At 60.2% G+C, this 16,002-nt stretch carries 10 protein-coding genes and 3 pseudogenes; 8 read left to right on the top strand and 5 right to left on the bottom strand.

The annotated features are described in order from the left end of the window. The gene (locus JG743_RS31850) at positions 1-957 is read right to left on the bottom strand and encodes an NUDIX hydrolase (protein ID WP_172352497.1); all 957 of its coding nucleotides are present in this window, start codon (positions 955-957) and stop codon (positions 1-3) included. Positions 958-1,135: 178 nt separating this feature from the next. Here JG743_RS31850 and panB point away from each other — a divergent pair, with 178 nt between their 5' ends. Genes panB through JG743_RS34900 form a run of 3 tightly spaced genes read left to right on the top strand, consistent with a single transcriptional unit; the run spans position 1,136 to position 2,641 of the window. Beyond that, on the top strand, positions 1,136-1,981 hold the full coding sequence (panB, locus tag JG743_RS31845) for a 3-methyl-2-oxobutanoate hydroxymethyltransferase (RefSeq protein WP_069091030.1): 846 nt from the start codon (positions 1,136-1,138) through the stop codon (positions 1,979-1,981). After that, on the top strand, positions 1,978-2,214 hold the full coding sequence (locus tag JG743_RS31840; RefSeq protein WP_202296351.1) for a pantoate--beta-alanine ligase: 237 nt from the start codon (positions 1,978-1,980) through the stop codon (positions 2,212-2,214). Before panB ends, JG743_RS31840 begins: the two co-directional genes overlap by 4 nt. A 13-nt stretch (positions 2,215-2,227) precedes the next feature. Next, positions 2,228-2,641 (top strand): hypothetical protein, encoded by a 414-nt coding sequence (locus tag JG743_RS34900; protein WP_446720921.1) that lies wholly within the window; start codon positions 2,228-2,230, stop codon positions 2,639-2,641. Positions 2,642-3,998: 1,357 nt separating this feature from the next. On the opposite strand, the gene nifA is transcribed toward JG743_RS34900, so the two are convergent. The 3 genes from nifA to JG743_RS31820 all read right to left on the bottom strand — a co-directional run bounded on the left by nifA (position 3,999) and on the right by JG743_RS31820 (position 9,152). Further along, a complete protein-coding gene (gene nifA / locus JG743_RS31830) occupies positions 3,999-5,714 on the bottom strand; it encodes a nif-specific transcriptional activator NifA (protein ID WP_202303128.1) in 1,716 nt (571 codons plus the stop codon). 654 nt (positions 5,715-6,368) lie between these two features. Next, positions 6,369-7,400: a LacI family DNA-binding transcriptional regulator gene (locus JG743_RS31825; RefSeq protein ID WP_069091033.1), complete on the bottom strand. Its 1,032-nt coding sequence runs from the start codon at positions 7,398-7,400 to the stop codon at positions 6,369-6,371. 318 nt (positions 7,401-7,718) lie between these two features. Further along, on the bottom strand, positions 7,719-9,152 hold the full coding sequence (locus JG743_RS31820; RefSeq protein ID WP_202303126.1) for a dicarboxylate/amino acid:cation symporter: 1,434 nt from the start codon (positions 9,150-9,152) through the stop codon (positions 7,719-7,721). A gap of 256 nt (positions 9,153-9,408) precedes the next feature. On the opposite strand from JG743_RS31820, the gene JG743_RS31815 reads away from it, so the two are divergent. The 5 genes and pseudogenes from JG743_RS31815 to JG743_RS31795 all read left to right on the top strand — a co-directional run bounded on the left by JG743_RS31815 (position 9,409) and on the right by JG743_RS31795 (position 15,153). Further along, positions 9,409-11,280 (top strand): sensor histidine kinase, encoded by a 1,872-nt coding sequence (locus JG743_RS31815; RefSeq protein WP_244673015.1) that lies wholly within the window; start codon positions 9,409-9,411, stop codon positions 11,278-11,280. Then, entirely contained in the window at positions 11,277-12,644 is a 1,368-nt protein-coding gene (locus JG743_RS31810; RefSeq protein WP_096453581.1) for a sigma-54-dependent transcriptional regulator, read from the top strand. The genes JG743_RS31815 and JG743_RS31810 overlap by 4 nt, the downstream gene beginning before the upstream one ends. Positions 12,645-12,703: 59 nt before the next feature. Continuing rightward, positions 12,704-13,243: pseudogene (locus JG743_RS31805) on the top strand (IS3 family transposase). Positions 13,244-13,688: 445 nt separating this feature from the next. Continuing rightward, positions 13,689-13,859 (top strand): annotated as a pseudogene (locus JG743_RS31800) (methionine adenosyltransferase domain-containing protein); the annotation flags it as partial. A gap of 127 nt (positions 13,860-13,986) precedes the next feature. Further along, positions 13,987-15,153, top strand: a complete 1,167-nt coding sequence (locus tag JG743_RS31795) for an NAD(P)/FAD-dependent oxidoreductase (protein ID WP_202296349.1) — start codon at positions 13,987-13,989, stop codon at positions 15,151-15,153. Between the two features lie 73 nt (positions 15,154-15,226). Here the strand turns inward: JG743_RS31795 and JG743_RS31790 are convergent. Then, a pseudogene (locus tag JG743_RS31790) lies at positions 15,227-15,622 on the bottom strand (IS481 family transposase); the annotation flags it as partial. Positions 15,623-16,002 lie beyond the last annotated feature (380 nt).

Raw genomic sequence — 16,002 nt, 5'->3', positions numbered from 1 at the left:
TCAAGCCCGTGCGAGCGGCAATTTTGTGCCGGCCACAGGCCTCTCGTCTAGAATGGCATGGTGGAAGCGGTAGAGCTGCGCCGGCCGGCCGCCGGTCTCGGCGGTCGTCGCGCCGGTCTTCTCAACCAGCTCCTGCTGCTCTATGAGCCGGCGAAAGTTCGGCTTGTTGATGAGCCTGCCGGAGAGCGCCTCCACGGTTCGTTGTAGCTGTAAAAGCGTGAAGAGCGGCGGCATCAGTTCGAACACAACAGGCCGGTATTTGATCTTGGAGCGCAGCCGCGCAATAGCCGTTGCCAGAATGCGGCGATGATCGGCGCTCATCGATCTGCCCGGCACCGGAGCGAGGATGGCCGAATCTCCGCCGCGTTTTGCTTCCTCCACCAGGGCGGCTTCATACAGCAGCTCGTAGCGCTGCAGTGTTAGCTCTTCGTTCCATGCCCGGTCGTCCAAGGCAAAGGCGACCGCCGCTCGCCGCCGGCGATCGAAGCGCGTCGCGCCGTCGTCCGCGCCGTCCGCCCATTCGATAAGGCGCGGCCACAATTCTTCCAGCATCGGGGGCCTGCCGGAGCGATGATCCTCCCAGGGGAAATAGTCGTACCAGCTGGCCCAGCTGCGCCTGCCCGAGGCGCCCGCATCTTCTTCGCGGGTGAGTGCGAGATAGCTGATCGAGATCACGCGCTCGTTGGCGCCGATCCGATCGCGATCGGCGAAGGTGTAGAGCTGCTCGATATAACCGAGAGGCTGACCGGTCTGCAGTTCCACCCATGCCCTGAGGCCCGACTGGAGCGAACGATGAGCGAGCTCAAACGGGCCCGAGGGAAGGGCGCCCCCCTGTTCGATGGTCAGAACACAAGGTCCAGCGTCGTTCACGGCAACGACGACTGCGATGAGGTCCGCATTGACGTCGTTGGTCTTGCCTGTGACTCTGCCTTTCCTTGGTCCCTTTGCCTGATCCATAGTTCCTGACCTACTTGGCAGAGCTCCGCCTGTCTAAACCGATTTAGTTCTGTTCTTTATCATTCCACCCGTCGCGTCAACACCACGCGCTCTGGCGATTTTACCTCTTCGCACCTCGACAAAAATATGCCAAACACGACACTGGCCGTGGGTGACGCTGGGTGAGGAGAGACGTGGATTGAGCGCCGCTGGTGTTGTCAAGGCGATCACGCCGCCGAACATCCGTGCGCGAAAGGGCAGCACGCCGCTGGTCTGCCTGACGGCCTACACCACGCCGGTCGCAAGGTTGGTTGACGGCCACTGCGACATCGTTCTTGTCGGCGACAGCGTCGGCATGGTTCTCCACGGCCTTCCCTCCACGCTCAGTGTGACGCTCGATATGATGATCATGCACGCCAAGGCGGTTCGGCGGGGAATGGAGCGGGCGCTGCTGGTTGTCGACATGCCGTTCGGCTCGTACGAGGAAAGCCTAGAGCAGGCCTTCCGCAATTCCGCGCGCCTTATGGCGGAGACCGGATGCGCTGCGGTCAAGCTCGAGGGCGGCGCGACGATCGCCGAGACGATCCGCTTCCTCACAGCGCGCGGAATCCCGGTCATGGCGCATGTCGGCCTGACGCCGCAGGCGGTCAACCTGTTTGGCGGATATCGCGTGCAGGGCAGGGGCGAGGATGCCGAGCGCATTTGGCGCGATGCTCTTGCGGTCAGCGAGGCTGGCGCCTTTTCCGTCGTACTGGAAAAAGTGCCCGAACCGCTCGCCCGCCGCATCACCGAGGAAATCCCAATCCCGACGATCGGCATCGGCGCCTCGGCGGCCTGCGACGGGCAGATCCTGGTCGTCGACGACATGCTGGGCCTGTTCGGCGACTTCCGCCCGAAATTCGTCAAGCGCTATGTCGAACTGGGAGAGGCCGCTTCGGCAGCGATCGAGGCCTACGCGTGCGACGTGAAGGAGCGCCGGTTTCCGGCGGCCGAACATGTCTTCGGCGATGAACCGAAAGCCATCAAAGGAGGAGAAGCGACATGAGCACACCGATCGTCCGGACCGCCACCGAGTCGCGCAAATCCGTGGCGGCATGGCGAAGGCAGGGCATGAAAGTCGCGGTCGTGTCAACCATGGGCGCCCTGCATGAAGGGCCATCTCAGCTTGGTGCGCGCCGCACTTCAGGCGCCGACCGGGTGATCCTTACCCTCTTCGCGAACCAGAAGCAGTTGAACGACCGCCGCGGACGTTGCCGCCTACCCACCCACGGAGCATGAGGACGCTGCCAAGCTGCTAGGCGCCGGATGCTTTACGCGGCCGCACGAGAGATGTATCTTGAGTGGTTGCCACCGCGGTCTCGGTGAGCGGGGCGAGCGAAGGCTGTGCGTCGCGTTCGGCCCCGGCCATTTCGACGGCGTGGCGCGATTGGTGACGAAGCTCTTTTCCAGACCGCTGCTGGTCCGGCCTTCTTGGCGAGAAGGATTTCCAGCAGTTGAAACTCGTGCGCCGTCCTGCCCGCTTTCTCGAGATCATCGCCTTTCCGAAAAGGCGCGAAGCACATGGATGGGCGATCGCAATTCTCAGCTGCCGCCCGAGCAGCGCGTGGCGGTCCCCCAAAGCGAAATACTGTTAAAGCGGCCGAGAGGCTGGCCAAGGCACTGCGAGAGGCGACGCCATCCTAGCCGCCGGCTACAGAGAAGTTGAATATCTCGGACTACGGGCCGACGATGATCCCGATCTGCTTTTACGGACCAGCCGACCGAGCTGCAACTACAGCATGTCCTGTGATGATGACTCGATGGTCGTGTGACAGTTGCTTTTGTGCTGATTCAAAATCCTTCAACGGAGGTGAGCAGTCGGTGCGGATCAGCCAAAGCGCCTTGAGCGTCTGCCTTCGCGGGTCCGGCGAAGCTTGTGTTGATGGACGAGACCGACCTCTCATGCGACGCAGAATGACGGCGAGCGCGCGGGCAACAGCAACAAGGGCCGGAGGCATACTGCGCAGTTGGCGACGTTCATGCCCCACGCTCTGAGGCCCGACCCTTTCTTGCTGAGCACGAGCAGCGAATAAGCCACCTCGGAGAGCCGTGCTGGCCAGTTGGTCACTGCATCGGCCCAATGGCCCTTTGGCTACAAGCTGGCGGTCCTGCGCGGGCATCGCCGACATCCTCGTCCAGCGGTTTCGCGCGTCGAATGTCGCCAAGTGCAGGCCGCCGCGGTCCCGCCCGTCACTGAAGGCAGCAGCGCGAAGAGCACGTGAAAAAACATCCATCCGGCAAATGCATTCATAACGGCAAACGATTACCGCAATGGCTCGGTGAGCGGTATACGAAGTGCTTCGTCGCGGGGGCATCGGGAGACTGCAATGAGAAAGCTTGTCCTGCAGCTAAAACAGTTTCTTAGGGGTCAACCAACTCCCGAAGCAATCGAAAATGAGCGGGACGATGTGAGCGTGGGACCTGACCGCAGCGACAGAACCGACGCTTGTCGAGGCGACTCTCAATCTTTAGCCCGCGAGGCCGATCACCGACCCTACGGCGACAAGGCATGGCACGAACTCTCCGGTGACAGAAGCCGCGACAAACCGCACGTTTTTGGGGAGGACAATAACATGCTCTGCGGATTCGGCGAACAAGGCAGCAAGGATTACCTGACCGCGGGCGTTGACTCACGTTTCCAGGATCCGACGAACGATTTCGATCCGAGATTAGGGTGGAGGCCGCACGTCATCGCTCTCGTTGATATCGAACGCATAGCTTCATCTTTCAGACGGTGGGGTACTACAGGGACGGTTCTGGCGCGAACTCCGTCGACAACGCCGGCGCCCTGCCCGGCTACCCGGCGAACTGGTTTTACACAGGCAAATCCTCATTGCACTAGTTCGCAGAGCCGATCGACAGGACCGACAGAGCGACCATAACGGCGGGCCGTTCTTGGCGCCGATAGGCTGGACCGCCTCGCGGAGGTCCGTGCCGAATGAACCAACCCTTGATTTGACCCAGCTATTCGCCTCGCTCGCTCAGTCGCGCGGCCCCCACATATCGAAAGTTCGACAGCCCGTTCAGAGACACTTGATCTCGATACCGTATTTCCTCAGCGCGTAGCCAATCTGGCGCGGCGTCAATCCAAGCAGGCGCGCTGCCTTTGCCTGGACCCAGCCGGATCTTTCCATCGTCGCGATGAGACGCTCGCGATCGGTCAGCTTCCCGTCGCTCACGAGGCCTATCCGATCAGGCGCTGGCAGTGCCTGCTCGCTGTCAACAGGCGGGACCCCAATGGCGGCCGAAGCAAAAGCACCAGATGATTTCATGGCCGGGTTCAGTGGCAATGGTGCGATCGGCTCCGATTTCGGCGCAGTCTCCTTCGATGCGTGCTTCCATAGCATCGCGGAAAGGCATCGGCCGTGTGAGCAGTCAAAGTCGTTTCTGCCGATTGACGCTCCCGCTGCCAGGGTCGCCGTCCGCTGCACGCAATTTTCAAGCTCGCGGACATTTCCGGGAAAAGCACAGTTCATCAGCACTTCAGTCGCACTCGCATCGAAGACCATCATACGGCCGTTCTCGCTGTTGAAATTCTTGAGAAACTCAGCGGCAAGGAGCGGAATATCACCGCGCCTTTCGCGCAATGGCGGCACCAGCAAGGGAACAACGCTGATGCGATAATAAAGGTCGGCGCGAAACTCGTTCCTTGCAACCGCGTCTTCCAGGTTCCTGTTCGTGGCGGCAATCACGCGAACGTCGACCTTAATCGTCTGGTTGCTGCCGACGCGCTCGAACTCCTGCTCCTGCAGCACGCGCAGCAGCTTTGCCTGGAACGAGGCCGAAATCTCACCGATCTCGTCCAGAAACAACGTTCCCTTGTCGGCGAGCTCAAAGCGCCCCTTGCGCGAGTTGAATGCACTGGTAAAGGCACCCTTTTCGTGACCGAACAGTTCGGATTCCAGGACTGTCTCAGGGAGCGCTGCGCAATTGAGCTTGATGAACGGCCGCTTGGCGCGTCCCGACATCTCGTGAACGGCCTTGGCGACCAGCTCCTTGCCGGTCCCCGATTCCCCGCGCAGCAAAACGGTGCTGTTGGACCTGGCTACTAACGCGACCTTCTCAAGCAGCCCGCGCAGCGCCGGGCTGTCGCCAATGATCCCCTTGACATGAGCCCTTTTGCCCTCATGCCCAGGCTGCTTGAGTTCGCCGAATTGCTTTTGCATCCGGATTTTCTCGGCCATCAGTCGCTCGCGGTCGGAGGCGAACAGGCGATGCAGCTTCACTGTCTGTCCAACCAGATTAGCGATTGTGGTAAGGAGGCGCAGGTCGTAATCGAGGAGGGAGCCTGATTTGTTGTCCAGGATGCGGTCGATGGTCAACGTGCCCACGACGTTCGCATCGACGCGAATGGGTACGCCGATGAACGACACTTTCATGTTGTCGGACGCCCCGAGCACCTCCTTGTCGGCGGCGTTGAAAGCCGGATCCAACGCTATGTTCTCGGCGACGAGCGCCATGCCCGTCGTTATGATCTGGTCGATCGCCGCCCGTGGCAGATGCTTGCGGTAGCGCTCATCGCTGCCTTCGCTCCAGCCGGCGCCGACGGTCATGTCCGGTATGCCGGCACCGTCGCAGAGCGAGATGATGCCGTGCCGCACCTGCACCAACGATGGCAGGAGGTCGACGACGTTGGCCAACGTGGCTTCCAGCCCAGAGGGAGCGGTGAGCGCTATCGACGTTTCAAAGATGTCCGGCGCCCTCTCGTGCAACGGCACAATAGGGACCACGTTATTCATCTCGGACTTTGAATTAGGGCTTTTCATTTTTGGAAGCGATATGCAGCGTGACGAGATCTGCCTGGCACTTTGCTCGGAGTTGCGAGTATCGTGCATGTGATCATCCATCTCGCGCCATGAAATCGATGCCCGAGGCAAGTGCGCCTATTGTCCAGCGCGTGGATGTCCTTGGCGAATCGCATTCGTCGGCGTCTTCGCTCCGCAGGCCGCTGCACAATCGACGAGTTTGCTCGCCTCGCCCTTGCACGCGGGGATTCATTGAAACACGAAAAGGCGTTGATGAAGATAGTCGTGACGATTGATCCGTCAGCAAGACGGACGTCTGCAGCCGGCTTTTCGCGCGCAATGAAATTGCCATTGAGATGATAGCTAATGTCGATGCCAGTCAGGCCCCGGCCGCGAGCAAGTGCGGCCCTGGCAAGATGGGGCGGCGTCATGCGGTCGATAGCAAAGCGGAGCGATGCTTGACGCATGGCTTTCCTCTCTCTTCATGAAGTGCGGGTCGTCGTTCTCGGCTGACTGGCTTCCGCCGCGCAGCAATCATTCGTTGTTAAACGAGACCGGAATGAGGCAGGTGAGTCAATCAAACTCCCGCTGCTTTTCTTTCATGAATGAAAGGAAATTAGGCTCTCATGATAGTATTTTATCAGTTTTTCAGATGTTTTCCGGCAGATAGATCTCAAACGGCAGAAAAGTCTGCCCAAGCGTCTCCGAAGTGCCGACCTTGATGGCCTGGGCCATCAGCGTCATCAGTTCCTGGCAAAGCAGGCGCTGGGGCGTGGCGACCGACATCGTGATCATGCCATCTGCGAGTGCAGCCCGTGACTCCGGCGTGATCTCGTTAACGATCGCGACGAGACCCCGGCTTTCGCCTTCTTCACGGAGCGCGGAGATCGCTCCCTCCATACCTCCGCCGGCCACATAGAAGCCGGTGAGTTCGGGTTCCCGTTGCATGAGATCCAGCGTGGCCTCGTAGGTGATCTGCCGTGCCTCAAGGTTCACGAGCGGATCGAGCAGCTCGAATGCCGGTGCATTCTCACGGAAATAGGAGCGAAAGCCGACCTCCCGCAGCTCCTGCCCCTGAAAACGGTGGCTGCCGACAAAAACCGCCACCTTGCCCGGCCGTCTTGCGACCTTTGAAAGCATCCACGCTGTCGTCCGCCCGACCTTGCGGTTGTCGAGGCCGATATAACCCTCACGAACACCTTCGGCGAAATCGGAAAGCAGCGAGAAAACGGGGATTCCTTTTGCCTTGAGTTCTTGGACGGCTGCCGTGATCGCCGGATGGTCCGGCGCCACCATGGCGATCGCGTGGCAGCGCGCTCCGAATTCCTTGAGCAATGGAACAAGGTCGCACGGCATGTGCGACGGCGCGAATTCGATGAGCGAAGTGCCATGGAAGCACTTCGCCGCGTTGACCGCCGCTTCGACCTCACGCGCGAAGCCCTGGTAGAAGTGGTGAGTCGGTTTTCTCAAGATGAAGCCAAGCCGATATTGCGGCAGGTCCGGCTGCAGGCGCTGCTTGATAAGACCTGCGGCGTGATATCCGATGGCCTGTGCCGCCGCTAAGACCCGCTGCGCAGTCTCCTTCCGCACCGGATGACGGGCATTCAGAACTCGGTCAACGGTGGCAACACTAACCCCGGCTTCCCGGGCGATATCAGCAATTATGGGTCGCTTCGCCATTGTTCGAGTCTGATTAAACGACATCAAGAAGAAATCCGGCAAAGGTCGATTCAGTAAAATCTGTCATTCCTGCATTGATCCTGTTCGCTACCGAATTCTTGTCGTGGCATGGTGCGAGGTAGAAGCCGAAACGTAGAGCCTGGGCGAATTGTTCAGCCGTGCCGACGGCTCCGACCCAGCTCCGCGCCCGGTTCCACGAACCGTCGCAAACTTCGGAGGCATTAAGCGCATCATCGATGGCTTGTGTGTCGTGACCGGTGCAAGACCTTCGCAAGGCGCAGATGATTTTGCACCCACTGCATTTCGGGATTCTTGATTTCATCGGCCTGCGAAAGTTTGTTTGGAACCCGCGGCCCGATCGTCCGGCGTTTGGGACCAGCCAGGCGATTCAACCGGCAGCGATGCTGCCGAGTTGCTCGGCGCGGGCGTTATCAGTGGCTGGCCGGTTGATGTCTCGGCAGGCTGGTGGCCGCAGAATGCAGCTTTCAATTGCGCCTGATCCAGTTCGCCTTCCCAGCGGGCGACGACGAGCGATGCCACCGCGTTACCGACCAAATTCGTCAGTGCCCTGCATTCCGACATGAAGCGATCGACGCCAAGGATCAGCGCCATTCCAGCAACGGGAACTGCCGGCACTACGGAGAGCGTAGCAGCCAACGTGACGAAGCCGGCACCTGTGACACCTGCTGCACCCTTGGAGGAAAGCATCGCGACGAGCAGCAGCAGGACCTGATCGCCAACTGACAAATCCGTATTCGTCGCCTGCGCGATGAAAAGGGCCGCGAGGGTCATGTAGATATTGGTGCCATCCAGATTGAAGGAATATCCGGTCGGGATAACCAGGCCCACGACCGAGCGCTTGGCGCCGGCCTTTTCCATTTTCTCCATGAGAGAGGGCAGCGCAGCCTCGGAGGAGGACGTTCCGAGGACCAGCAGCAGCTCTTCCTTTATGTAGCGGATAAGAGAAAAGATCGAGAAGCCATTGTAGCGACAGACTGCACCGAGAACCCCGAATACGAAGAGGAAGGCCGTGAGATAGAAGGTCCCGACCAGCATCGCAAGGTTGGCTACCGAACCGATGCCATATTTGCCAATCGTGAAGGCCATTGCTCCGAAAGCACCGATCGGCGCGGCTTTCATCAGGATGCCGACCAATTTGAAAACGGGTGCAGTGAGGTCCTGAAGGAAGGAAAGAACCGATTTGCCCGATTCTCCGACCATCGCCAGCGCGATGCCGAAGAGGACGGAGAAGAACAACACCTGTAGAATGTCGCCTTCCACAAAGGCGCCGACAATCGTGGTCGGGATCATGTTCATGAGGAAGCCGGTCACGGACTGCTCATGGGCCTTTGAGGCATAGCCATTGACGGCTTGGACGTCGAGCGAGGTCAGATCGATGTTGAGGCCGGCGCCAGGCTGAATGACATTGCCGACGATGAGGCCGACGATAAGCGCGAGCGTCGAGAAGGTGAAGAAATAGACCATCGCCTTGCCGGCAACACGGCCGACCTTCTGAAGATCGCTCATGCCGGCAATTCCAGTCGACACGGTCAGAAAGATAACGGGCGCGATGATCATCTTGACGAGCTTGATGAAGGCATCGCCGAGCGGCTTCAGGTTTTCTCCGATTTGCGGATAAAAATGGCCAACCGCGACTCCGAGCAGGATTGCGACAAGCACCTGCACGTAAGGCTTGGCAAAAAGGGTCTTGCGGGGTGCGCGCTTTACGCTTGGAGCCAGTGGGGTCAACATGTAAGTTTTCTCTCCCTGACCGGTTTGGGGCGGGCTGTTCCTCCCCGCGGCTTCTCCCATCGCGGCGCCCCGGTCGAACGCTGCTGCGTTGTTGACCGCAATAGCCGTGCCAAGCCAAGAGAGCGCGGAAATCGCCGGAGCCTCAGGTATCTTCAACAAATCGCGCAGCAAGATTGTGCGGTTTTCCGCACGGATCGCCTTCCCTTCTGGCGGAACCCCGCACTATGGTTCGTCAATGATCGGTTTTAAGAATACGATGGCAGAAGAAGAAGACATGGGTAATGGCGCCTTCCAGCGCGCCCCATTGGTCTTCCCTGGTAGATCCGGCGGTCGATCTCTCTGGCTTGTGGTTTTGCTTGCAATTCTTGGTGCGGCGCTCTGTTTCGTCGTCTTTGCAACGGGACGCATCGCCGGCACCAGAGCAGAGTATGCCCTACGCGACCGTGCTCTTGCCGCGTTCCCGCTTGCAGCCGACAGTTTGAAAGGAGAGATCGAGAAGCAGCGAATGATTCCGCTGGTTCTGGCACGCGACGGTGCCGTTCAGGAGATGCTTCGCAGTCCGAGCACTGCCAACGAAGCCGCGCTTGATGAGAAGCTTCGCGCCATCGCGCGCGACGCCGGCTCTTCTATACTCTACATCATTAATCCTGAGGGCGTAGCGGTCGCTGCAAGCAACGCTGGCGAGCCGACCAGTTTCGTCGGCAGCGATTACCGCTTTCGCCACTACTTCACCGAGGCGATGGCGGATGGCGCGGCTATGCAATATGCGCTCGGCACGGTTAGCGCGCGCCCTGGTCTCTATCTGTCGAGCCGGGTCGATGGGCCGGAGGGGCCGCTCGGTGTGGTTGTGGTGAAGGTGGAGCTCGACCGCGTCGAGTTGCGTTGGCTGGAGAGCGGCTTCGTGGTCTTCACGACCGATGAGCGAGGCGTGGTTCTTGCCACGAGCGTGCCCCAATGGCGTTTTGGCGCTCTCTCACCGCTTTCCGCAAAGGAGAAGCAAACCGCTCGCGATCGTCTGCAGCTACCGGGCGTGACTTTCGAGCCGGTGCCGCTTTCCCGCCGCGGCGACAACCTGGTCACCGCAACTCCTGAGAGTCGATCAGCCGGTTTCGTTGCGGTTTCGCAGGATCTCGGCAAAGCAGTTCCGGGCTGGCGCATGTCGTTGCTCATCCCCGCCGACACCGAGATCTCCTCGGCGGTCATGACAGCCCGCGTGACAACGCTGCTTGCCCTCGTTCTCGTTGGATTCGTCATTTTCATCATTGTTCGACGGCGGCGGGCGGCCCGGCAGCGGCAAGAAGTGCTTGTGTTGCTGAATGCGGAACTGGAGCATCGCGTCGAACTGCGCACGGCGGAGCTCCAGAGCTCGAACGCAGCGCTCGCCGGTGAGATCGCCGAGCGAGAGAACGCTGAAGCAAGAGTGCGTCGCCTGCGCGACGAACTCGCCCAGGCGAACCGCTTGTCAATCCTGGGACAGATAACGGCCGGGGTCGCCCACGAGATCAACCAGCCGGTCGCCGCAATCCGCACCTATGCTGAAAATGCCGCGCGTCTTCTAGGGATCGGCCGGTCGCAAGAAACCGCCGAGAATCTGACCTCGATCGTCGCCATGACCGGCAGGATCGGCACGATCACTGAAACGCTAAGGTCCTTTTCCCGCCGCGCCAGCGGATCGATGGGACCGATACTGGCGGACGACGCGATCGACGGCGCTCTGTCGCTTCTTTCAGGCCGAATTCGCGATTCCGGGGTGACGATTGAACGGAAGCGGATCGATCCGTCTCCAATTGTCATGGCAAGCCGCATGCGACTGGAGCAGATACTCGTCAACCTTCTCCAGAACGCGCTTGACGCTCTGAAGGATCAACCGGAGCCCCGCGTCGAGATAGCGCTCGCCGAAAACGGGGAAATGGTCGCTATTTCCCTTCGGGACAACGGCCCCGGCCTTGCCCCCGACATTCGCAGGAGCCTCTTCATGCCGTTCGTTACCAACAAGGAAAAGGGTCTCGGTCTTGGCCTGGTCATTTCGCAAGAGATCGCACGTGAGCTCGGCGGCTCGTTGCGGCATGATGATGCCGGCCACGGGAGAGGGACTTCCTTCACGGTCGAGCTGAGGCGAGCGGCATGAGTGCTGAATCAGGACCGGTCATTTTTATCGACGATGACGAGGATGTGCTTCGCGCAGCCACGCAGATGCTGAAGCTTGCCTCGTTCTCACCGAGCGTGTTCGGTTCGGCTGAGGCCGCACTCGCCAGAATCGACGGGAACTTCGATGGCCCTGTCGTGAGTGACATCCGTATGCCCGGGCTGAACGGACTTCAGCTCTTCGAGCGAGTGAAGGCGATCGACCCGGAAATTCCGGTTGTCCTGATCACCGGGCATGCCGACGTCGAGCTGGCCGTTGCCGCCATCAAGGATGGCGCCTACGATTTCATCTCGAAGCCATATGCGAACGACCGGCTTCTCGTGACGCTGCATCGCGCTTCGGAAAAACGGCGCCTGGTCCTGGAAAACAGACGTCTTAGGGATGCGGTTGTCCGATCTGCGGGCGATATCCCGCTGATCGGGGAGGCACCGACCATGATTCGATTGCGCGAAACTCTCCGCCAGATCGCCGATACCGATGTGGATGTCCTTGTGGAAGGCGAGACGGGCACGGGCAAGGAGGTGGTCGCGGATCTGCTTCACCGCTGGAGCAGACGACGCACGAAGCCCTTCGTTGCCCTGAATTGTGGAGCGCTGCCCGAAAGCGTCATCGATAGCGAACTTTTCGGGCACGAGGCAGGCGCCTTTACTGGCGCGCAGAGGCGCAGGACCGGTCGCATCGAGCATTCGAACGGAGGGACGCTCTTCCTCGACGAAATCGAGTCGATGCCGCCAGCACTCCAGGTGAAGCTTCTGAGGGTGCTTGAGACCCGGCAGATCACGCCGCTTGGCACGAACGAAACCCGCAGCATCGACCTTCGTGTCGTGTCGGCTACCAAGGCCGATCTCGGCGATCCGGCCGCCCGCGGAGATTTCCGGGAAGACCTTTATTTCCGGCTGAATGTGGTGACGCTCCGCATCCCGCCGCTTCGCGAAAGGCGCGAAGACATCCCGATGCTCTTTGGGCATTTCCTGGAACGCGCCTCCAAACGCTTCAGCAGGCCAGTTCCGGACATCAGCGCTGGCGTGCGCGATCGCCTCGTGAGCCACAATTGGCCCGGCAATGTCCGTGAACTCGTGCATTTCGCCGATCGCGTTGCATTGGGACTTGAAAGGCTGGGCACGCCCATTGCATCAGGTCGAAAGGAACAAGCGGTATCAAGCCTCCACTTGTCCGAGAAGGTCAGCCTTTATGAGGCGACTATCATCCGCGATGCCTTGCAGGAATGCGGCGGCGACGTGAGGCGCACGATCGAAGTCCTGGGAGTTCCCCGCAAGACCTTCTACGACAAGCTGAAACGACATGGGATAGACACGGCCGATTATCGAAAAACCGCCATTGGCTGAAGCCTTCTTGCTTGCATGTCGCGGAAAAGAAATTTCGCCATTCTCGTCCGACTCAAAGGATGCACTATGGGCTAGGTGAAGCGAGCCTGAGGTCGCTTTCGGAGCGCTATGGCATCAACCCCAAGACGGTCGCGAAGTGGAGAAGCGGAATTCGACCGCGATCTGTCCACCGGCTCCAGGGAGTCGACAGTTCTGTCTGTCGAGGAAAACCGTTGTTGTGGCCTTCCGCCGCAACAAGGCTGCTGCCGCTCGACGATTGCCTCTACGCGTTGCAGCCGACGTCGCGCATCTGACGCGCTCCCACCGCTGCCTGCAGGCAAGCATCGGCCGATTGCCAGATGTCGACGGCGACAGGCCGGCGAGAAGAGTCGAGAGAATGAACCGGACCATCAAGACGCAACCGTCAAGCGCTTCCACTACGACGATCGCGACCAACTGCGTCGGCATCTTGCCGACTTCGTCGCGGCCTACAATTTCGGCCGCAAGCTGAAGACCCTCAAGGGCCTCACGCCCTGCGAGTTCATCTGGAAGGCATGGGCTTCCCAGCCCGAGCGTTCACTTTCAATCCGCTCCAGCAAATGCCGGGACTAAACATTTAGCAAATGGCGGATGAGGTGCACGATGCAAGTTAGCACGTCGCCTGGGGAAAGGTGCGCCGATCGCCTCCCTCTTGGCCAACCAGTTCGAGCTTGCCGTCTTACCAGGCCCCCGCCAATCTCGTTGCGTTGTTGTTTAGCGTTGCAACAGATCCTTCAAAGAAATTCATGGAATCGTTGCGAGCGCAAATCGCTGTCAATGGTACGCTCATCACAACTTTCGAGATCAGTGGCGGCAGAAATCTGGTGTCGTTTTATGTTCCGCCGCCAAACAGCATTTGCGAAGAGCGCGAAATGACAAAGCCAGCAGGACGAGGGTACCAGCCATGCGCACATCGATTACACCCAAGTCGCCCGCGATACGATACTCGATATTGGCTACGACGATGCCAACGATGGCAGGATCTCGAGCAAGGGCGGGATCAGGGCCTCATGTTTGGATTCGCATGTTTTCGATCTCCGACCGAAAGGCATCATCAAGATGCTTGATCTCGTACGCCCGATATACCGCAACACGGCGACATACGGACACTTCGGCCGTGAAGAGCCTGAGTTCACCTGGGAGAAGACGGACAGAGCCGACGACTTGCTGCGTGAGGCAGGACCGGCAGCTGCGTGAACGCCGCTGGATCAAGCGCATGCGGCCTTTCAACTCGCTAGGCCCGCGCCCGCCGCGGCACGCGCTTCGACATCATGCTGACGGCTGTGTGATCGACACGGGCGGTTACCGGAAAGGCGACAAAAAAGTGCGTTACGACATCGTTATCATCGGAGGAGCCATCGTCGGCTCCTCGATCGCCTACTATCTGCGCGAGGAAGGGTTTTCCGGCTCGATCGCGCTGATCGAGCGCGATCCGCAGTTCGCGCACGCGGCAACGACGTTGTCCTGCGCCTCCATTCGCCAGCAGTTTTCGATTCCTGAAAACATCCGCCTGTCGCAATTCGCGCTGAAGCTGTTCCGGCGGCTGAAGGAAGAATTCGGCACGGATGCCGATATCGGGTTCCGCGAGAGCGGCTATCTGATCCTCGCCGGAGAAGCCGGGCTACCGATCCTCAAGGCCAATCACGAGGCGCAGATCGCCGAGGGCGCCGACATCGTGCTCGAGGATGCCGAGCAGTTGACGCAGCGCTTCGCCTGGCTGTCGACCGAAGGCATTTCTGCCGGCGCCTATGGCCGCAGCGGCGAAGGCTGGTTCGACGCGCATGCGATGCTGACGCTGTTCCGCAAGGCGCTGCGCGGCAAGAACGTGGACTTTATGACCGCCTCGGTCATCGGCATCGAGCGGCAGGGCCACCGTGTCACCAGCGTCAGGCTCGACAATGGCGAGACGATCGAAGCAGGCACCGTCCTCAATGCCGCCGGGCCGAATGCCGGCAAGGTCGCCGCTCTCGCCGGGCTGGCGCTGCCGGTCGAGCCGCGCAAGCGCAATGTCTTCGTCTTCGAGGCGCGCGAAAAATATGCCGACATGCCGCTGCTGGTCGATCCCTCCGGCATCTATGTCAGGCCGGAAGGCCCGGTCTATCTCACTGGCGGCGCCGAACCGGAAGAAGGCGACGGCCCGGCCGACCCCCAGGATTTCGAGGTCGACTGGCCGCTGTTCGAAGAGGTGATTTGGCCGGTGCTGGCGACCCGCATTCCAGCCTTCGAGGCCATCAAGCCTACCCGCGCCTGGGCCGGGCACTACGATTACAACACGCTCGACCAGAACGCGGTGATCGGGCCGCACCCCAAGGTGAAAAATTTCCTCTTCGCCAACGGATTTTCAGGCCACGGTCTGCAGCAGGCCCCGGCGGTCGGCAAGGCGCTGGCCGAGCTTCTCGTGCATGGCGGCTACCGCACGGTCGATTGCTCCGCGTTTGGGTACATCCGTGTCGCCGAAGGGCGGGCGTTTAGGGAATTGAATGTGATCTAGCAACAACGGCGCCGCGACGGTCTCCTTTGGTGCCGGCGGGACAGAGGGGCGCGAAGGTTCGCGACAGGCGGTGCCGCGGTACAAAGGCCTTGATGTTTAGCTTGCCCTGTTCGGTTGGGATCTCCGCAATATCAATGTGGAAGAAGCCGATGCTTGCGCTGCAGACATCGGTGCAATGAAGAGCGCGTCAGATGCGGGATCGTCGGCTGCAAGGCCGTAGAGGCAATCGTCCAGCGGCAGCAGTGTGTTGCGGCGGAAGGCCACAACAACGGTCCTCTTCTACGGCAGACAGCACCTTCGATCTCGGCTCCCTGGGGCCGGTGGGCAGATCGGCGGTCGAACTCCGCTCCTCCACTTCGCGACCGTCTTGGGGTTGATGGCATAGCGCTTCGAAAGCGAGCTCAGGCTCGCTTACAGCTCGACGCATCGCCTCTTTCTTTGTGGCGCTCCCATGCAGAACCTGGCCCAGTCGAAGCTTCGTGGCCGCGGCCCGCGCTCATGGCCGGCTTACTTAGGTCGATGCTGCGTGCTGTCACCGTGAGGTTCCGCTGGGGTTAGCGGTGCGTCGAGCACAGCGAGAGGGTTCACAGCCAACGCTCTGGAACCCATGTCACTAGCCATCCATGGCGTGGATGCGTTTCATCGAAACAGACGATTTTACCGATGTTACGGCACGATGCATAGAAAGAATTCAAGAATGTAGCAGCCTTAAGGAAAGTGGTTGATGTTTGCGTTGGCTCCGAAGAGCATTTTCTGGTCTGCGCGGAAGACCAGCCCAGGCGCGCGTCCATCGCGGCCAGGCACTTCCGCGACAGACGCAAGCTACATCGCATTGGCACAGCACGACAA

The sequence above is a fragment of the Mesorhizobium sp. 131-2-1 genome, assembly GCF_016756535.1.
In the GTDB taxonomy this organism is placed as follows: Bacteria; Pseudomonadota; Alphaproteobacteria; order Rhizobiales; family Rhizobiaceae; genus Mesorhizobium.
This window is presented reverse-complemented; position numbering and strand designations above follow the sequence as displayed.